Origin of the sequence: Sphingomonas astragali, assembly GCF_051400615.1 — a bacterium.
GTDB lineage: Bacteria > Pseudomonadota > Alphaproteobacteria > Sphingomonadales > Sphingomonadaceae > Sphingomonas.
Genome location: NZ_JBLFFH010000001.1, coordinates 742,733 through 760,417 on the forward strand (window position 1 = coordinate 742,733; position 17,685 = coordinate 760,417).

A 17,685-nucleotide genomic window follows, 5' to 3' on the forward strand; every position below is an offset into this window, starting at 1 on the left:
TCCGGGTCAGCCCGAGTTCCGGAGCGCCGTCGCGATCGCGTTGATCGAGAGCAGGATGCCCTCGCCGACGCGCGGATCGTCCTCGCCGGCCCGATGGCGCTTCAGCAACTCGATCTGGAGGAGGTTCAAGGGTTCGATGTACGGCAGGCGCAGGCGGATCGAGGTTTCGAGGCCGGGGTTTTTCTCGAGCAGCCGGGTCTGGCGGGTCACCTGGAGGAGGCCGTCGTGCGTCTTGTGCCAGCTCTCGCGGATGCGGCCAAAGATCGCCTCGCCCAGCGCCTTGTCCTCGACCAGCGCCGCGTAGCGCTTGGCGATGCCCATGTCGGACTTGGCGAGCACCTGCTCCATGTTGGCGAGCGTCGACTGGAACAGCGGCCAGGCACTCGCCATCTCGCGGAGCAGCCCCTTGTCCTCGAACGCCGCGATCGCCTCGCCGACGCCGTACCAGCCGGGCAGCATTACCCGCGCCTGGCTCCACGAGAACACCCAGGGGATCGCGCGCAGGTCCTCGATCGCGTCGGATTTCTTGCGCGATGCCGGACGCGAGCCGATCTTGAGGCCGGAAATCTCGGCGATCGGCGTCATCTGGCGGAAGAAGGTGCGGAACCCCTCGGTCTCGTACACCAGCCCCCGATAAGCCCTGAACGCGGCGTCGGAGAGCCGGTCCATCGCCGCATGGAAGCGCTCGGCGTCCCTGGCGGGCAGCTCGGCCGGGGCGAGGCTGGCGAGCAGCGTCGCCGAGGCCATCGCCTCGAGGTTGGTCATCGCGCTCGCCCGCGTGCCGTATTTCGCCGCGATCACCTCGCCCTGCTCGGTGATGCGGATGCGGCCCTGCACCGTCCCCGGCGGCTGCGCCTGGATCGCCTGGAAGGCCGAGCCGCCGCCGCGCCCGACCGCGCCGCCGCGGCCGTGGAACAGCTGCATCGCCACGCCCGCCTGTTCGAACACCGGCTTCAGCGCCGACGAGCCCTTCGAGAGCTGCCAGGTCGAGGTGAGATAGCCGCCGTCCTTGTTCGAGTCGGAATAGCCGATCATCACTTCCTGCATCCCGCGGGCATGGGCGATCGCCGCGACCTCGGGCAGCGCCAGCCATTCGGCCATGATCACCGGCGCGCGCTCCAGGTCGGCGACGGTCTCGAACAGCGGGACCGCCATGATGTGCCCCTGCGGCGGATCGCCCGGAACATAGAGGCCCGCTTCCTTGAGGAGCAGGTGCACCTCGAGCAGGTCGGAGACCGAGGTCGCCATCGAGATCACATAGTTGACGATGCAGCCGCGCCCGTAGGTCGCGTGCGCCTCCGCGGCGGCATGGACGATCGCCAGCTCGGACGCCGTCTCCTCCGAATAGGCCGCATAGGGGCTGGTGAGCGGGCGCGGGCTCGCGAGCTCGCGGCGGAGCAGCGCGACACGCTCGTCCTCGGCGAGGCTCGCATAATCCTCGGCGACGCCGGCCGCCTCGAGCAGCTCGCCGACGACGCGCTCGTGGATCGCGCTGTTCTGGCGCATGTCGAGCGTGGCGAGATGGAAACCGAAGGTCTCGACCGAGCGGATGAGGCGCCCGAGCGCACCTTCGCTGGCGAGCGGGCCTTCGCCGAGCCCGTGCGCGATCGCGACCAGGTCGCGGCGCAGCTCGCCGGGATCGGCATAGGCCTCCCCGACCAGCGGATGCGGGCGCGGCGCCGGGCGGCCGATCAGCTTCTCATAGGTGGCGGCGAGCCGGGCGTAGATGCCGGACAGCGCGCGGCGATAGGGTTCGTCCTCGCGGCTGGCGGCATTGTCGCCGCTCGCCTCGGCGAGCTCCGCCACCTCGTCGGGAATGGCGGCATGGTCGCTCGAGATCGACAGCTCCGCCCCCAGCGCGTTGACCGCGTCGAGATAATGGCTGAGCACCGTCTCCGCCGCGCGGCGGAGCGCCAGCCGCAGCGAATCGGCGGTGACGAAGGGATTGCCGTCGCGGTCGCCGCCGATCCAGCTGCCGGGCTTGAGGAAGCTCGGCACGCGCTGGCCCATCGCCCGGTCCCAGCGCGCGTAGAGCGCGGGCAGCGCCGGCAGGAACACGTCGCGCAGGTACGAGAGCGCGGTCTCGACCTCGTCGGCGACATAGAGCCGCTCGCGCCGCAGCACGCGCGTCTGCCACAGCAGCGCGATCTGGCGCAGGATCGCCTCCTCGACCTGGTCGCCGTCCTCGGTCTCGGCGATGCCGCGGTCGCGGATCGCCATCAGCTCGGCGATGCGGTTGCGGTGGTCGATCATCGACTTGCGCCGCACCTCGGTCGGGTGTGCGGTCAGCACCGGCGCGATCAGCGCGCCGTCGAGCAGCGCCATCACCGCCTTGCGGTCGACACCCTCCCGCTCCAGCGTCGCCAGCGCATGGGCGAGATCGGCGCCCTCCTCGGCGGCGACGCCCTGCCGGTCCTCGGCGAGATTGGCGAGCATCGAGAACAGCATGAAGCCGCGCACGAAATCGAGCGTCTCGTCGAGCGTCAGCCGCTCCAGCCCCGGATCGATCGCATCGGCCCCCGCCACGCCCCGCGCGCGGTCGACCGAGGTCGCGCGGATATATTCGGTGCGCTTGAACAGCTCATCGCCGCCATAGGCGCGGATCACGTCGCCGAGCAGGCGTCCCAGGAAACGGACGTCGGGATTGTTGGTGATCGGGGGGAGAGTCGCCATCGTGTCACCTGATGTTGCAGCGCGGCGATAGGCCCGGAGCACCGTTGACCGCAACCGAACAAATGCTTAGTGTGTTAGATAGATAATACAGGAGGCATGGAAATGCGCCTTTACCCGATCGCGTTGCCGCTTTCGCTTGCGCTCGCCGCCTGCGGCGGCGGCGGCGAGGGCACGGCGATCACGCTCAACGTCAACGATCCCGACGCCTCGTTCAACGCTTCGGCGGCGAAGGACGGCACGGTCTCGGTGAATGCTCCCGGCTTCAAGGGGGCGATCAAGCTGCCTAGCATCCAGCTCGACGCCGACGACTTCGACATCAACGGCGTGCACCTGCCGCCGGGTTCGAGGATCGGCGGGATCAACGTCGAGGGCAACAAGGGCGACGACAGGGTTCGGGTGAGCTTCACCAGCCCGATCGCGCCTGCCGAGGTGCGCGACTGGTTCCAGGGCAAGCTGGCTGCCAACGGCTTCAAGCTGACCGCTGTCGGCGACGGTCTGTCCGGCACCACCGACGAGGGCAAGCCGTTCTCGCTCACCAGCAAGGCCGCTGCGGGCGGATCGGCGAGCGCGATCGTCATCGCCGACTGACCAGGCGCGAAACCCGCGGAAAACCGTCGAAGGTCACGAAAGTCATAGGTAGAACGCAGTGTAATATTAACCTATATCGATGGTTGATTGTGCAGAGAATCGCCAAATCGGTTGCACAGAAAATCCAACATTGGAAGGGGCATCACTGTCCCTCTCCCATTGGGAGAGGGAAGGAGCCGCCGAAGGCGGCGGGAGGGTGGCTACGGCGAGCGAGGTCGCCCTCACCCTCCCACTCGGACTAGGTCCGAGCGGGCCCCTCCCTCTCCCAATGGGAGAAGGGCAGGAAGGACGACGATCGGGCCGTCTGGTCCCGGGGCGAGCACCGGCTTATGATGCCGGCAATACCGCAATCAGGATGCCGCCATGCTCGATGCCCCGCTCGCCCAGGTGCCGCTGGTCAACCTCGCCGACCAGGATGCCGATCCCGACGCCTTCGCCGCCGAGCTCGGCGGCTCGTTCGAACGCTTCGGCTTCGCGATGGTCTCCAACCATGGCGTGCCGCAGGAGGTGGTCGACCGCGCCTGGAGGATGACCAAGGCCTTCTTCGACCTATCCGAGGAGGAGAAGCGCAGCTATTTCGTCCCCGGCGGCGGCGGCGCGCGCGGCTACACCCCGTTCAAGACCGAGATCGCCAAGGGCGCGACGCATGTCGACCTCAAGGAATTCTGGCATGTCGGCCGCGAGCTGCCGGCCGGACACCGCTTCGAGACGGACATGGCTCCCAACATCTGGCCGGACCGGCCGGAGGGGTTCCGCGAGACCTTCCTCGACCTGTTCGCGGCACTCGACGACGCCGGCGACCGGCTGCTGTCGGCGATCGCGCGCCATCTAAAGCTCGAGCCGCACTGGTTCGATCCGGCGGTCAAGGACGGCAATTCGGTGCTGCGCCTGCTCCACTATCCGCCGGTCCCGGCCGACGCGCCGGAGGTGCGCGCGGGCGCGCACGAGGACATCAACCTCATCACCCTGCTGCTCGGCGCCGAGGAGGCGGGGCTGGAGCTGCTCGACAAGGACGGCCAGTGGCTGCCGGTGCGCCCGCCCGAAGGCGCGATGGTAGTCAACGTCGGCGACATGCTCCAGCGCCTCACCAACCACGTGCTGCCCTCGACCACGCACCGCGTCGTCAACCCGGCGCCCGAGCGGCGCGGCTTCTCGCGCTATTCGATGCCGTTCTTCCTGCATCCCGCGCCCGATTTCCTGATCAAGACGCTGCCGTCGACGGTCACGCCCGACAATCCCGACCGCTATCCCGAGCCGATCACCGCGCACGACTATCTGCACGAGCGGCTGGTCGAGATCGGATTGATCAGGAAATAGCGAAAAGGGGCCTATGCCGCTCGTCGCCGGGCTGGAGCCGGGTTCGGACGAAACCGAATCGTGCTCCTGAGAAGGCAGGAGCCCTGGATCGCCGGGATGCCGCTTCCGGCCTGAGCTCCTGCCTTCTCAGGAGCACTGGTACTCGGACGGGCCGCATCGCCGCATCCGCTCATTCGAGCAGCTTCGGCACGTCCCGCGTCAGCTTGGCGCGGATCTTCTCGGCGAACAGCGCCAGCATCGGCGGCAGGTCGAATTCGGCATGGACCCTGGCGTCCTCGACCGCGATCCGGCTGACCACGCGCTGCCCGAGCGCCTCGACCGCCAGGTGCAGCGTGTCCCCTTCCCAGCGCTGCTCGGCGATCATGCCGCCGGGGACGAACTCGGCGAGCCGCCCGGCGCCCTGCGCGATCCGGCCCCGCGCGCCGTCGCGGCCGAGCTCATGGGGAATGTCGATCGCGATCGGCTCGGTCATGTCGCGAACAGCATCGCGTCGTCGGCGAAGGCCTTGAACTCGAGCGCGTTGCCGCTCGGATCGCGGAAGAACATCGTCGCCTGCTCGCCCGGCTGGCCCTTGAAGCGGATGTGCGGTTCGATGCCGAAGGCGATGCCCGCCGCCTTCGCCCGCTCCGCCAGCGCTTCCCAATCGGCCATCGCCAGCACCACGCCGAAATGCGGCACCGGCACGTCGTGGCCGTCGACCGGATTCTCGACCGTCACCGGCTTCGCCGCGGGATCGAGATGCGCGACGATCTGGTGCCCGTAGAGGTCGAAATCGACCCAATGCGCGGCCGATCGCCCTTCCGGACAGCCGAGGACGCCGCCGTAGAAGCGCCGGGCCTCGGCGACGTCGTGGACCGGAAAGGCGAGGTGAAAGGGACGAAGCGCCGGCATCGCCCATGCATAGCGCCTCGACCGGACTCCCGCCAGCACCGGATCGGCGCAATATTCAACCGATCGGTTGACAGTTTCCGCCGCCGCCATATATTCAACCGTATGGTTGAACAATGTCTCGATTCCACCTTCGCCGCGCTCGCCGATCCCACCCGGCGCGGGATGCTGGCGCGGCTGGCCGAGGGCGAACGCTCGATCGGCGAGCTCGCCCAGCCCTTCGCGATGAGCTTCGCCGGTGCCTCCAAGCATGTCCGCGCGCTCGAGAAGGCGGGTCTCGTCGAACGTCGCAAGGCCGGGCGACAGATGCTCTGCCGCCTGCGCGCCGAGCCGCTGCGCGAGGCGGAGGCGTGGCTGAGGCAATGGGAGAAGGTCTGGACGACCAGCCTCGATAAGCTCGAGGCGTTGCTGCGCGACCGCAAGGGAGAGGAACAGTCATGAGCTATGTCGACGGCTTCGTGCTGGCGGTGCCGACGGAGAACCGCGAACGATTTCGCAACATGGCGGCACGGGTCGCCAGGATCTTCACCGATCATGGCGCGCTCCGGGTCGTCGAATGCTGGGGCGACGACGTGCCCGACGGGAAGGTCACCGATTTGAGGCGCGCCGTGCAGGCGAAGCCGGGCGAGACGGTCGTCTTCTCCTGGGTCGAATGGCCGTCGAAGGAAGCGCGCGACGCCGGCAACGGGAAGATCGCCGCCGACCCGCGCCTCGCGCCCGACCCGGCCGAAGCGGACATCATGGATTCGAAGCGGATGATCTTCGGCGGCTTCGTACCCGTCGTCGAGGAGCCGAAGGCTTGACCGCGCCGATCGTCCTCACCGTCACGCGCGAGATCGCCGCGCCGCCCGAGCGCGTGTTCGACGCCTGGCTCGATCCGGCGCTCGCCGGCCAGTTCCTGTTCCGCACCGACGAGGGCGAGCTGGTGGCTTGCGAGATCGAGCCCCGCATCGGCGGCCGCGCCACCATCGTCGAGCGCCGCGGCGGCGTCGACGCGCGCCATCGCCTGAGGTTCGAGGAGATCGACCGGCCGCGCCGGCTGGTGATGCTGTTCGCGGCCGATCCCGCCGACGAGGGCGAATGGACCCGCGTCACGATCGCGCTCGCGCCGAGCGGCGCCGGATCGACGCTGACGCTCACCCACGAAATGGACCCGCAATGGGCCGAGTACGAGGACCGAACCCGAGAGGGCTGGACGATGATCCTCGGCAATCTCGCCCGCATCCTGGAGAGGCATCATGGCTGAGACCGACATCATCACCGCCGCGGAACTGCGCCTCGAGCGGCTGCTCGACGCGCCGGTCGACACCGTCTGGCAATATATCGTCGACCCCGAGCTTCGCGCGCAGTGGTTCATGGGCGGCGGGATCGAGCCGCGCGTCGGCGGCCGGATCGAGATGGTGTTCGATCACGATCGCCTCTCCGACGACGACGTGCCGATGCCCGATCGCTATGCGCCCAACCGCGGCAAGCGCTGGCACGAGACGATCACCGCGATCGCGCCGCCGACGATGATCGCCTTCAGCTGGTCCGGCGGCGAGGCCGGCACGGTGACGATCACGCTGGTCGACGCGGGCGACGGCAGGACGCGGCTGAAGCTGCATCACACCGGCCTGCGCGGTCCGGACGATGCCAGGAACTTCGGCGGCGGGTGGATGTCGCATCTCGATGTGCTCGAGGCGCGCGTCGCCGGGCGGCGCGTGCCGGACTTCTGGGCACTCCACGCCCGGTCGGAGGCCGAAGCGGCGGCGGCGGTGGAGACGTCGGCATGAACGTGGTCGCGCATCTTCGGCGTATCGTGGCAGCTCAGCCTGCCGCAGGACCCGCGCTCATGAGGTCGGATATAGGCTGACGCTCCGGCCGCCGGCGACCCGCGGCGGATCAATCGCCGCAAAGCTGCCGCGATCGGGCGGCAGCCGCCGGGTACCGGCGGTGAGGGGACGCAGCGATGACGCTTCATACATGGTGGTTGTTCGTGGGCGCGGTCTTCCTGCTGTCGGGCACGCCGGGGCCGAACATGCTCCACATCCTGTCGCGCAGCGCGGAGATGGGGATGACGCGCAGCACGGCGGCGATGGCGGGCTGCCTGCTGGCGCTCGTGACCGTCCTTGCCGCTTCCGCCGCGGGTCTCACGACGCTCCTGCTGGCCGTGCCCGGCGCGTTCGAGGTGCTGCGTTATGCCGGCGTCGCCTACCTGATCTATCTCGGCGTCAAAGCGTGGCGCAGCGAAGTGACCCCGCTGGACGTGAGCAAGGGCGAGCTGCCCGCGGCGATATCGACGGCGGCGCTGTTCCGCGGCGGCTTCGCGATCTGCATCAGCAACCCCAAGCTGATCCTGTTCGCCGCGGCCTTCCTGCCTCAGTTCGTCAATCCCGCGCGACCGCAGGCTCCCCAGTTCGCGATCCTCGTCGCGACCTTCGCCGCGATCGAGTGCTTCTGGTACGCCGTCTATGCGTTCGGCGGGCGCTCGCTTTCCCATTATCTCGGCCGTCCTCAGATAAGGCGGGTGTTCAACCGCGTTACCGGGGCGATCTTCGTCGGCTTCGGACTGGCGCTGCTGAAGGCGAAGCCATCCTGATCGCCCTTTGCGGAGCGGCCGCAAGCCGCAACGATCAGGGAATCTCGAACAGCCCCGCCGCGCCCATGCCGCCGGCGGTGCACATCGAGACGACGACGTATCGCACCGCGCGCTTGCGCCCTTCGATCAGCGCATGGCCGACGAGCCGCGATCCGGTCATGCCGAACGGATGCCCGATCGCGATCGCGCCGCCGTTGACGTTGAGCCTCTCGGGATCGATGCCGAGCGTGTCGCGGCAGTAGAGGCACTGCGACGCGAACGCCTCGTTGATCTCCCACAGCCCGATGTCCTCGATTCGCAAGCGGGCGCGCTTCAGGAGCTTGGGGATCGCGAGCACCGGGCCGATCCCCATCTCGTCGGGCTCGCAACCGGCGACCTGGAAGCCGCGGTAGATGCCGAGGATGTCCCTGCCCTCCGCCTCCGCTGCCTTGCGCTCCATCAGCAGCTGCGCCGACGCCCCGTCCGAAAGCTGGCTGGCGTTGCCGGCGGTGACGTGCCGGCCCTCCTTGATCACCAGCTCGTCCTTGAAGACGGTACGCAGCCCCGACAGGATCTCGGCCGTGGTGCCGTCGCGGATGCCTTCGTCCTGCACCACCGTCACCGGCTCGGTGCCGAGGAGATTGCCCTCCTTGTCGTAATTGGCCTTCTCCACCGTGATCGGCGCGATCTCCTCGGCGAAGGCGCCGCTGCGGAGCCCCGCGAAGGCGCGCTGCTGGCTGGTCGCGCCGAACGCGTCCTGCGCCTCCCGGCTGATGCCGTAGCGTTCGGCGACGACCTCGGCAGTCTCGATCATCGTCATATAGGCGAGCGGCTTCCTCGCCATCACCGACTGGTTGAGGACCCGCGCCGGCGCCTGCTTCACGGTGAGCGAAATCGATTCCATGCCGCCGGCGAGCGCGACGTCGATCTCGTCGCAGACGATCCCGCGTGCGGCCAGCGCGATCGCGGTGAGGCCGGAGCCGCATTTGCGGTCGAGCGAGACCGCCGGCACCGCGGTCGGCAGCCCCGCCGCGAATACGCACATGCGCGCGAGGTTGGCGCCCTGCGTCCCCCATTCGTTGCCGGCGCCGAAGAAGATGTCGTCGATGCGCGCGGGATCGATGCCGACGCGTTCGATCGCGGCGTTCATCACATGGGCGCCGAGCACCGGCGCCTCGGTCATGTTGAAATAGCCGCGATTGGCTTTGCCGATCCCGGTCCGGGCGGTCGAGACGATCACGGCTTCACGCATTCGGCGGCTCTCCTGGATTTTCGTATTTCGGGTACGGACTAGCACGGGCGGCGCACAGGCACCATCTCACCCATGCAGTCAAGCAGACGACGGCAGATGCCCGAGAAGCTCGAGCCGGCCCCGACCGTCCGATTACGATCACGCCCGCCGAGCGCCGCGTGGTGGTGAAAGCCGGAGGACGCACCATTGCCGATACCGCCCAAGCGCTGAAGCGCGAGGCCGATTATCCGCCGGTCTATCATGTCCCCCGCGAGGATGCTGACATGAGCGCACCGACCCGCGTCGGTCACGCCACTCATTGCCCACACAAGGGCGACGCCAGCTGAGGCGCCGCACGACGCGGTCGCCGCGATCAAGGATCGTCGCGCCTTCTATCCCGATCGCGTCGACTTGATCGAGGTGAGCTAGAGCGTGACGGGCTTGCATTGGAAGAGGCCGTCATCCCGGCGAAAGCCGGGATCTCAGGCGGTTGCAGGATCATAAACCTCACGAGAACCCGGCTTTCGCCGGGATGACGCTTCAGTTTGAGACCAATCCCGCTTTAGTCGGCGAAGTCCGGCGCGCGTTTCTCGATGTTCGCGCGCACCGCCTCGATCTGGTTCGGCGAGCGCAGCAGCGCCGCCTGCTCGGCGCTCTCGGCGGCAAGGATGGCGGCGGCATCCGCCTCGACCGCGAGGTTGGCGAGCCGCTTGGCGGCACGGATCGCACGCGGGTTGCGCCCCGCGACGGCGGCGGCGAGCGACAGCGCCTCTGCCCTGGGATCGTCCACTGCGCGGGTCGCGAAGCCGTGGCCGACCGCCGCCGTCCCGCTGAACTCGGCGGCAGTATAGGCGAGCTCGCGCAGCACGTCGTCGCGCACCCGGGCGCGCCACAGTGCGAAGCCGGCCATGTCGGGGACGATGCCCCATTTCATCTCCATCACCGACAGCCGCGCCTCCGGGTGGACCAGCACCACGTCAGCCCCGCTAGCGATCTGGAGCCCGCCGCCGAACGCGATGCCGTGGACCGCGGCGATCACCGGCACCGGCAGCGTGCGCCAGCCCCAGGCGACCTGCTGCACGCGATTGGCAGCGCCGTGGCTGCGCGTCGCAAGGTCGATGCCCGAGCCGCCCGTCGCCATGCTCGCCATGTCGAGCCCGGCGCAGAAGGCGCGCCCCTCCCCCGACAGCACCACCGCGCGCAGGCCCGGTTCGCCCGCGAGCCGGTCGATCGCGGCGATGATCGCGTCGAACATGGCCGAGTCGAGCGCGTTGAGCTTGTCGGCGCGGGTCAGGCGGACGTCGGCGACGCCGCCGGCGATGGCGATCGAGATACGGTCGGTCATGCCGCGACTATCGCGCGCGCCTCAGGTCACGGCAAGCCGGTAGCCGACCCCCTTCTCGGTCTGGAGCATCGGCGCCGCGAAGCCGCGGTCGAGCTTGGCCCTGAGCCTCGACATGTGCACCGCGACGACGTTGGTGCCGGGATCGAAGCGCAGCCCCCATACCGCCTCCAGCAGCACTTGGCGCGGCACCGCCTCGCCGGCATGTTGGGCGAGATGGAGCAACAGCGCATATTCGCGCGGGAACAGCCCGATCGCATGGCCGGCGCGCGTCACCTTGCGCGCGACCCGGTCGATCAGCAGCTCGCCGACGCCGATCGGAGCCGCGGCGAAGCGCAGCCGGGCGGCGATGCGCGCGGCGATCTCGTCGATCGGAGCGCCCGCGATCACGGCGTCGTCGGCACCGGCATCGAGCGCGGGAGCGACCTGCGCCAGCGTCTCCACCATCAGGATCAGGGGACCGTGGCTGCGCGCCTCGGCCAGGCCTTCCGACGTGAAGCTGGCCGCCCGGGCGAAGGTCGCGATTCCCTTGGCCGCGACGCGAATACCGCGTGCCGCAAGCGCCGGCGCCAGTCCGGGTACGTCGCATTCGATGCGCACGCTGCCCACCATATCAGCAACTTAGCCGGAGTTAGGTCCATTCATGCGGTAAGCTCCTCCGGATCGGACCCAATCCGGTCGAGCCGCAGCCGGGCATGTGCCGCGACGTAACGGCCGCGATCGCCCGCGGCCCGCTCGAGCGCGGGCAGCGCCGCCGTTCCATCCACCGACAGCAACGCGTCGAGCGCGGTCACCCGCATCCGCTCGCAGGGGTGGCGTCGCGCATAGTCGCGCGCGAGGCCGAGGCCCGCGTCTCCGCCCAGATGCGCGGCGATCGTGAGCAATCCCTCGGCCGGGGTGACGTTGAGTCCGTGGACGATGGTGCCGTGATCCAGATCGAAGCGATACTGATCGATCCAGGGCTGCCCGGGGGCATAGCCGAGGATGTTGAGCGAGACCGAAAAGGCGTCCGGCGGGAGCTGGCGGTGGACGTCGCGCCGCGCGCGGTAGAGCATCAGCTTGCCCTGCTCGAGCCGCGAGCGCTCGACGAAGCGCAGCCCCGCCGGCTCGCCCGGCACGCCGGTCACGGCAGCGGCGTCGCGCTCGTAATAGTCGCTCCAATAGCCGGGGCCCTGATAGCCATAGGTCAGGAACGGGAAATTATGATCGTGCGGCATGTCGTAGAGGAAAGCGGCCGCGCCGCTCGCCCGCACGGCGACATCCCCCAGCGCGGGCCAGAAGTTGGCACGGATCAGATAGCGGCCGGCAGGCGGCTTCAGCAGGAAGGATTGCGCGCCATAGCCGTTGCTCGCCGCCTGGCCGGCGCAGCGCGCCTCGAGCTCGGCGATCGCGAGGTCGGCGAGGAAGTCCGGATTGCGCCCCAGCCGCGCGAGCAGCGGTCCGACGTCGGCGAAGCCGTCCTCGTCGCTGGGATCGAAGGGATGCGTCTCGAGCGCCTCGACCAGCTCGTCGAGCCCGATCGCCTCGCCATGGCCGGGATCGATCAGGCGGGGCACGGCGCCGTCTCCATCTGTACGCGAATGGCGGCGAGCGTCGCCGCCGCCGCCTCGCGCACCTCGCGATTGGGATCGCCGGCCGCCATCTCGACGAGCCGCGGCAGCGCGGCGCGGGTATCGAGCGCCAACCATTCGCGCATCGCCGACCAGCGGACGTGGAAGGCGCGATCGCGCGTCGCCGCGTCGAACACATGACCGGCATCGGCGCGGCACTGCGTGCGCAGCAGCGTCAGCAGCATCGCCCCGCGCGAGGCATAGTCGTCGAGCGTCGACACCCGCAGCAACCGTCCGTCGGCGATCGCATATTCGCGGATCAGCGCCGTTTCGGGCGGCCGGATCGTGACGCCGAGCGTCACCACATCGCTCGTGGCGCCGACCGCGACATGGCCGTCGGTCGCTCCGTCCTGGATGATCACGTCGCCGTCGGCGAGCACGAACGGCATGATCTCCGCGGCCGGCGGAGCCGTTGCGGACGAGACGTCGGCGCCGGCGGCGTCCACCCGCCAGCGCCGCAGCGTCACGCCGCCCGCACGGACGTAGCGGGTGACGCCGACATGCCCCGGCATCACCACGCTGAGCGGCGGAGCGCCGGCGAGCGCCCTCGCCGACAGGACTGCAGCGCTCACCCGCACGCCGGGCGAATCGAACAGCACCACGCCGATCCGGGCGGGGTCGCGACTCACCTTGAGCGGCGGGTCGAACAGCGGATCCGCCGCCAGCGCATCGACCAGTGGCGCGAGCAGCGCCTCGACCCAGCGGATGTCCGACAGCAGCGCAGCGGCGCGCCGGCGAAGATCGGCGGCGGGCAAATCGAACGCCTCCGCCAGCATCGTCATCGGGGCCGACGCCCGCCAGCGCGCGTTGGTCGGCGGAACGGGCCCGCGCCGCCGACCAGCGCGCCGCCGGGATATCGGTCGAGCCGCTCACCCTCGGACCTCGGCTCAGTCGGGATACATCTCGTAGACCAGTGCGGCGACCCCGACGATCGTCTCGAACAATTGGTCGCCCGAATATTCGGCGATCACCGCCGCGCCGTTGATCGCCACCTGCGTCGCCAGATCGGCGATGTCCGCGATGTTGATCGTGAACAGATCCATCGTCCCTTCCCCCCATTGTCGCCGGCCGGTGCCGGCGGCGGGAAGGCTAAGTCGAGTGCGCTGCGGGCGCTTAGTTACAAGTTTGTAAAGTGCCGGCGGCGGCAAGAGGGCGACGGCGACGAGCCTGCCCTTCCACCCGCGCGCGTTTTCCGTAGGAACCTATGCGCTTCTTTCCCAATGCCACGCTCGACTCGCGTCGGCTATCCGCGGCGCGGCCAGGCAAGACGGTGATCGGGCGGGGAATGCCGTCGCGTCACCCGTTCGATCGCCGATCCGCTCGCGCATGTCGCCGCACCTTCATGCTGACGCAGGGATGATGCGGCCCGCCCCTGTGCCGAGCTCCTCGGCCATTCGGCGGGTATCGACGCACCCCTTCCTTTTCCGTCACCCCGGCTTTCGCCGGGATGCGGATTGGACGGTATCAGTAACGGCGCCCAACCGCGACTAGGCGGCCGCCAGATCCTCCGCGATCGCGTCGGCGAGGCTGGTGCCGTCGAGGATGCGTGCGGTTTCGTCGCGCACGCGCGCCATCGCGATGCGGATCGCGCAGCTCGCTTCGTCGCGGCAGTCGTTGCACGGGCGGTAGGCGGTGCGGCTGACGCAGGGCACCAGCGCCAGCGGCCCCTCGATCACACGGATGATCTCGCCCAATGAGATGAGGTGCGGCGGGCGCGACAGGCAATAGCCGCCCGCCTTGCCGCGATGCGAATGGAGAAAGCCCGCCTCGCGCAGGTCGGCGAGGATCAGCTCCAAGAACTTCCTCGGCACATTGGCGGCGGCAGCGATCCGGTTCATCGGCACCGGCGGCCCTCCTGCGGCCTGTTCGGCCAGAAAGAGCATCGCGCGGAGCGCATAACGGGAACGCTGGGTCAACATAGGTGGAAATCCCCTTGCCCCACCATTATGGCGGAGTGAAGGCCGCAACCTCCTTTTCTTCGGCGATTATGGCCCTATATTCATGAACGCCGGCTTGCCGGCTATGGCGATAAAATGTTGCGTGCAATAGGCGCAGCGGACCCGGGGGCAGTACCCGGCGGCTCCACCATCGGAGCTGAGGCGCTCGGTGCCACGCTTCACGCGCGGCGCCGTACGGCTCAGCCTCGCTGACGGGGCCGAACCAGGATCGACGTGTGTTGAAAAGCGCAGCTTTCGCCCGGAATGGGACCACCGCAACGGCCCATTACACAAGTGCCAACGATAACGAGGCGCTCGCGATTGCCGCGTAACTGACGGCCTAACGGCCTAGGTTATCTGGACAAAAGCGCGGTCGGGCCGCACCGGGCAACAGAAGCGGATTCCAGCGGCCGCCGGAGGGGCCGGGCAACAGAACCCTCCGGACCTTTCCTTTCAGCCTCCCCCGTCATCCCGACGGAAGCCGGGGTTTCAGCCCGTACGCGCCTCGCATGAGATCCCGGCTTTCGCCGGGATGACGTTTCAGGACGGAAATCTTCTGCCTATCCGGCGTACCGGGGATTTGAAGACTCGCCCCAACCAGCGTATCCTGGCGCCAAAGCAGGACGGAGAGGTACACCCGATGGCCACGCTCGCTCGCGAACCCGAGACCCGACCCGATACCCGGATGGCGCCCGGCGAATGGGAGGCGCGGGTCGATCTCGCCGCCGCCTACCGCCTCGTCGCGCTCTACGGCTGGGACGATCTCATCTTCACCCACCTGTCGTGCCGGGTGCCGGGGCCCGAGCATCATTTCCTGATCAATCCCTACAACATGATGTTCGAGGAGATCACCGCCTCCTCGCTGGTCAAGATCGACGTCGGCGGGATGCCGGTCGGCGAGGCGACGCAGCCGGTGAACCCCGCGGGCTTCACCATCCATTCGGCGATCCACATGGCGCGTGAGGATGCGGTGGCGGTGATGCACCTCCACACGCCCCACGGGCAGGCGGTGAGCGCGATGGAGTTCGGCCTGCTGCCGCACACCCAGACCGCGATGATCGCCAAGCACAATGTCGTCTATCATGACTATGAGGGCATCGCGACCGACCTCGACGAGCGCGAGCGGCTGGTGAAGGACCTCGGCGACAAGCACGCGATGATCCTGCGCAACCACGGCACGCTGGCGGTGGGGGACAGCGTGGCGTCGTGCTTCCTGCGCCTCTATTTCCTCGAGCGCGCGTGCCAGGCGCAGGTGATGATGCTTTCCGCGGGCGTCGAGAACCTCAACAACCCGCCGCAGGGGACGGAGGAGAAGGTCGCGATGCAATCCCCGGCCGGCGGCGTGGGGATGCTCGCCAAGGGTCTCGCCTGGCCGGCGCTGCTGCGCAAGCTCGACCGCATCGACCCGAGCTATCGCGACTGACCGGCGATGGCGCTGATCCCGATCGTCCGCGTGACCGACATGGCCCGGGCGGTCGAGTTCTACACGCGCGTGCTCGATTTCGAGCATGAGGGGACCTGGCCGGCGATGACCGACCCCTCCTACACCGTGCTCAGGCGCGAGGGGCATGAGCTGCACCTCTCCAGCCATGCCGGCGACGGCGTGGCCGGGCAGGCGGTGGGGGTGCTGGTCGGCGACGTCGACGCGCTGGTCGGGCGGCTCGCTGCGCGCGGGCTCGACCAGCGGCATCGCAGCGATTCCTCCGTCCATTGCGGACCGGTCGACCAGAGCTGGGGCACGCGCGAATTCTACGTGGACGACCCCGACGGCAACAGCGTCCGGTTCATCCAGCGGTGAGCGCGGTCGAGATCATCGGGCTCGCCGCCAGCATCAGCCTGCTGGCCGGATGGCGGCTGTACCTGTGCGTGTTCGCGGTCGGGACGGCGATGCATTTCGGCTGGCTGGGGCTGCCGGACCAGCTGCGCAGCCTCGACGCGCTCGCCAATCCCTGGGTGATCGGCATCGCCGGCGCGGGCGCGCTCGCCGAGTTCCTGGCCGACAAGGTGATGTGGATCGACAGCGCCTGGGACGCGGTGCACACGCTGGTGCGGCCGGTGGGCGGAGCGCTGCTCGCGCTGGCGATCGTCGATCCGTCCAATCCGGCGTGGCAGGTGGCGGTGCTGCTGCTCGGTGGTGGGGCGACGCTGCTCACCCACGGCGCCAAGGCGGGGACGCGCGCGGTGGTCAACGCCAGCCCCGAGCCGGTGAGCAACGCGGTGGTCTCGACCGGGGAGGATGTCGCGACCGTCGGGTTGCTGGCGCTGGTGACGGCGTTCCCGGCGGTAGCGATCGTGGTGGCGCTGGTGCTGCTGGCGGCGGCGGTGACGGCGCTGCTGATCGTGCGACGGGTGCTGCGGCGCCTGTTCAGCGCCCCCGCGCCAGCCGCTCCTCCTCCCGGCTGAAGCGCGACCTGCCCTTGCTGTCGTCGCGGACGGCGGTGGCGAAGAAGGCGACGCCGGTGCCGCCGGCGGGATCGATCCACAGGCCCGAACGCAGCGCATAGGCCTCGCCCGCATGGCCGGTGCGGGTGCGACCGTCGCCGAACAGGTCGTCGTCGCAGCCGGGGCGCCTGGTGGGAAGCGTCGTCACCGCGAGGCCATACTGGCAGTAGAAGCCGCTGGAGGTGTCGCCATTGGCGCCGTCGAACACCCAGGCGGGCGTGGCGAGCGTCGCGATCGATTCGGGCTTCAGGAAACTGTCGCCGCGCTTCAGCAGCATCTGGCCGATACGCGCGAGGTCGCGCATCGAGATGTCCATGCCGCCTTGAGGCGAGAAGATGCCGCCGTTGTCGCCGATGCGGTAGGTGAAGAGATCGCAGGGGCCGCGCGAGACGGTCGGGCAGGCGGGGCGCCGGCCGCGCAGGTCGTCGCGGGCGATGTCGCCGTTCGCGCGATAGAGCACCACCGCGCGCTGGATCGCCGCGTCGCTGCAGCCCGACCAGTTGTAGCAGCCGTCGAGGCCGAGCGGGCGGAACACTTCGCGCTGCATCAGGCGATCGAAGCGCTCGCCCGACGCCTTCTCCATCACCGTCGCGATCACGGGGAAGTTGAGGTTGGCGTAGCGGAAATAGGTGCCGGGGGCGTGCTCCGGGTCCCACGCCTTCGGATCGGCGACCGCATCCCGGATGCGGACGCCGAACGGAATGATGTAGTCGATGCCGTCGATCAGGCTCGAGCGGTGCGAGAGCAGCAGGCGCAGCGTTACGGCCGTGTCCGGATAGGCGGGATTGAGCAGGCGCCAGCCGAGATAGTCGGAGACGTCGCGGTCGAGGTCGAGCGTGCCTCGCTCGACGAGCCGCATCACGCCCAATGCCACCACCAGCTTGGAGATGCTGGCGACGCGGACGGGATCGGCAGGAGTGACCCTGCGGCCGGTGCGGCGGTCGGCGATGCCGCGCGCCTGCTCGGCGGTGATGCGGGTGGCGTCGAAGGCGACACGGACCTCGGCCGGGCGCGGCGCGGCTGCGCAGCCGGCGAGGAGGGCGAGGAGCGGCAGGGCGAGACGCATCGCCCAGTTATGACGGGGGCTGGTTGTGCGGGCC

22 protein-coding genes and 1 other RNA gene are annotated in these 17,685 nt (G+C 69.1%); 12 read left to right on the plus strand and 11 right to left on the minus strand.

The window, feature by feature from the left end:
* Window positions 1-6 precede the first annotated feature (6 nt).
* Complete coding sequence (ppc, locus tag ACMGER_RS03740; protein ID WP_436810770.1) at window positions 7-2,673, minus strand: phosphoenolpyruvate carboxylase; 2,667 nt, start codon at window positions 2,671-2,673, stop codon at window positions 7-9.
* Window positions 2,674-2,775: 102 nt separating this feature from the next.
* On the opposite strand from ppc, the gene ACMGER_RS03745 reads away from it, so the two are divergent.
* Window positions 2,776-3,261: a hypothetical protein gene (locus tag ACMGER_RS03745; protein WP_436810771.1), complete on the plus strand. Its 486-nt coding sequence runs from the start codon at window positions 2,776-2,778 to the stop codon at window positions 3,259-3,261.
* 363 nt (window positions 3,262-3,624) lie between these two features.
* On the plus strand, window positions 3,625-4,578 hold the full coding sequence (locus ACMGER_RS03750; RefSeq protein WP_436810772.1) for an isopenicillin N synthase family dioxygenase: 954 nt from the start codon (window positions 3,625-3,627) through the stop codon (window positions 4,576-4,578).
* A 169-nt stretch (window positions 4,579-4,747) separates the two neighbouring features.
* Here ACMGER_RS03750 and ACMGER_RS03755 read toward each other — a convergent pair whose 3' ends face one another.
* Both ACMGER_RS03755 and ACMGER_RS03760 read right to left on the minus strand, forming a co-directional pair.
* Entirely contained in the window at window positions 4,748-5,050 is a 303-nt protein-coding gene (locus tag ACMGER_RS03755; protein ID WP_436810773.1) for a polyhydroxyalkanoic acid system family protein, read from the minus strand.
* On the minus strand, window positions 5,047-5,469 hold the full coding sequence (locus ACMGER_RS03760; RefSeq protein ID WP_436811664.1) for a VOC family protein: 423 nt from the start codon (window positions 5,467-5,469) through the stop codon (window positions 5,047-5,049). Before ACMGER_RS03760 ends, ACMGER_RS03755 begins: the two co-directional genes overlap by 4 nt.
* Before the next feature lie 102 nt (window positions 5,470-5,571).
* Here ACMGER_RS03760 and ACMGER_RS03765 point away from each other — a divergent pair, with 102 nt between their 5' ends.
* The 5 genes from ACMGER_RS03765 to ACMGER_RS03785 all read left to right on the plus strand — a co-directional run bounded on the left by ACMGER_RS03765 (window position 5,572) and on the right by ACMGER_RS03785 (window position 8,044).
* Window positions 5,572-5,907, plus strand: a complete 336-nt coding sequence (locus ACMGER_RS03765; RefSeq protein ID WP_436810774.1) for an ArsR/SmtB family transcription factor — start codon at window positions 5,572-5,574, stop codon at window positions 5,905-5,907.
* Window positions 5,904-6,269, plus strand: a complete 366-nt coding sequence (locus ACMGER_RS03770) for a DUF1428 domain-containing protein (protein ID WP_436810775.1) — start codon at window positions 5,904-5,906, stop codon at window positions 6,267-6,269. The genes ACMGER_RS03765 and ACMGER_RS03770 overlap by 4 nt, the downstream gene beginning before the upstream one ends.
* Window positions 6,266-6,712 carry an SRPBCC family protein gene (locus tag ACMGER_RS03775; RefSeq protein ID WP_436810776.1) on the plus strand — a complete coding sequence of 149 codons (447 nt, stop codon included), beginning with the start codon at window positions 6,266-6,268 and terminating at the stop codon, window positions 6,710-6,712. Before ACMGER_RS03770 ends, ACMGER_RS03775 begins: the two co-directional genes overlap by 4 nt.
* Window positions 6,705-7,238: an SRPBCC family protein gene (locus tag ACMGER_RS03780; RefSeq protein WP_436810777.1), complete on the plus strand. Its 534-nt coding sequence runs from the start codon at window positions 6,705-6,707 to the stop codon at window positions 7,236-7,238. The genes ACMGER_RS03775 and ACMGER_RS03780 overlap by 8 nt, the downstream gene beginning before the upstream one ends.
* 176 nt (window positions 7,239-7,414) lie before the next feature.
* A complete protein-coding gene (locus tag ACMGER_RS03785; protein WP_436810778.1) occupies window positions 7,415-8,044 on the plus strand; it encodes a LysE family translocator in 630 nt (209 codons plus the stop codon).
* A 34-nt stretch (window positions 8,045-8,078) separates the two neighbouring features.
* On the opposite strand, the gene ACMGER_RS03790 is transcribed toward ACMGER_RS03785, so the two are convergent.
* Window positions 8,079-9,275: an acetyl-CoA C-acyltransferase gene (locus ACMGER_RS03790; RefSeq protein WP_436810779.1), complete on the minus strand. Its 1,197-nt coding sequence runs from the start codon at window positions 9,273-9,275 to the stop codon at window positions 8,079-8,081.
* Window positions 9,276-9,439: 164 nt separating this feature from the next.
* Here ACMGER_RS03790 and ACMGER_RS03795 point away from each other — a divergent pair, with 164 nt between their 5' ends.
* Window positions 9,440-9,601 carry a DUF427 domain-containing protein gene (locus ACMGER_RS03795; RefSeq protein ID WP_436811665.1) on the plus strand — a complete coding sequence of 54 codons (162 nt, stop codon included), beginning with the start codon at window positions 9,440-9,442 and terminating at the stop codon, window positions 9,599-9,601.
* A 215-nt stretch (window positions 9,602-9,816) separates the two neighbouring features.
* Here ACMGER_RS03795 and ACMGER_RS03800 read toward each other — a convergent pair whose 3' ends face one another.
* The 6 genes from ACMGER_RS03800 to ACMGER_RS03825 form a co-directional block, all read right to left on the minus strand.
* Window positions 9,817-10,599, minus strand: a complete 783-nt coding sequence (locus ACMGER_RS03800) for a crotonase/enoyl-CoA hydratase family protein (RefSeq protein ID WP_436810780.1) — start codon at window positions 10,597-10,599, stop codon at window positions 9,817-9,819.
* 21 nt (window positions 10,600-10,620) lie between these two features.
* Window positions 10,621-11,196 (minus strand): winged helix-turn-helix domain-containing protein, encoded by a 576-nt coding sequence (locus tag ACMGER_RS03805; protein WP_436810781.1) that lies wholly within the window; start codon window positions 11,194-11,196, stop codon window positions 10,621-10,623.
* Window positions 11,197-11,237: 41 nt separating this feature from the next.
* Complete coding sequence (locus ACMGER_RS03810) at window positions 11,238-12,152, minus strand: transposase (RefSeq protein ID WP_436810782.1); 915 nt, start codon at window positions 12,150-12,152, stop codon at window positions 11,238-11,240.
* Window positions 12,140-12,988, minus strand: coding sequence for a hypothetical protein (locus ACMGER_RS03815; RefSeq protein ID WP_436810783.1), 849 nt, complete (start codon window positions 12,986-12,988; stop codon window positions 12,140-12,142). Before ACMGER_RS03815 ends, ACMGER_RS03810 begins: the two co-directional genes overlap by 13 nt.
* A gap of 105 nt (window positions 12,989-13,093) precedes the next feature.
* The gene (locus ACMGER_RS03820; protein WP_436810784.1) at window positions 13,094-13,249 is read right to left on the minus strand and encodes a hypothetical protein; all 156 of its coding nucleotides are present in this window, start codon (window positions 13,247-13,249) and stop codon (window positions 13,094-13,096) included.
* A 444-nt stretch (window positions 13,250-13,693) separates the two neighbouring features.
* Window positions 13,694-14,125, minus strand: coding sequence for an RrF2 family transcriptional regulator (locus ACMGER_RS03825; protein WP_436810785.1), 432 nt, complete (start codon window positions 14,123-14,125; stop codon window positions 13,694-13,696).
* Between the two features lie 49 nt (window positions 14,126-14,174).
* Here ACMGER_RS03825 and ssrA point away from each other — a divergent pair.
* The 4 genes from ssrA (at window position 14,175) to ACMGER_RS03845 (ending at window position 16,546) form a co-directional block, all read left to right on the plus strand.
* Window positions 14,175-14,548, plus strand: a transfer-messenger RNA (tmRNA) gene (ssrA, locus tag ACMGER_RS03830).
* A gap of 235 nt (window positions 14,549-14,783) precedes the next feature.
* Complete coding sequence (locus ACMGER_RS03835; RefSeq protein ID WP_436810786.1) at window positions 14,784-15,566, plus strand: class II aldolase/adducin family protein; 783 nt, start codon at window positions 14,784-14,786, stop codon at window positions 15,564-15,566.
* 6 nt (window positions 15,567-15,572) lie between these two features.
* Window positions 15,573-15,941 (plus strand): bleomycin resistance protein, encoded by a 369-nt coding sequence (locus ACMGER_RS03840; RefSeq protein WP_436810787.1) that lies wholly within the window; start codon window positions 15,573-15,575, stop codon window positions 15,939-15,941.
* Window positions 15,938-16,546: a DUF4126 domain-containing protein gene (locus ACMGER_RS03845; protein WP_436810788.1), complete on the plus strand. Its 609-nt coding sequence runs from the start codon at window positions 15,938-15,940 to the stop codon at window positions 16,544-16,546. Before ACMGER_RS03840 ends, ACMGER_RS03845 begins: the two co-directional genes overlap by 4 nt.
* On the opposite strand, the gene ACMGER_RS03850 is transcribed toward ACMGER_RS03845, so the two are convergent.
* Complete coding sequence (locus ACMGER_RS03850) at window positions 16,509-17,651, minus strand: serine hydrolase domain-containing protein (RefSeq protein ID WP_436810789.1); 1,143 nt, start codon at window positions 17,649-17,651, stop codon at window positions 16,509-16,511. The two genes, ACMGER_RS03845 and ACMGER_RS03850, sit on opposite strands and share 38 nt — an antisense overlap.
* Between the last annotated feature and the right edge of the window lie 34 nt (window positions 17,652-17,685).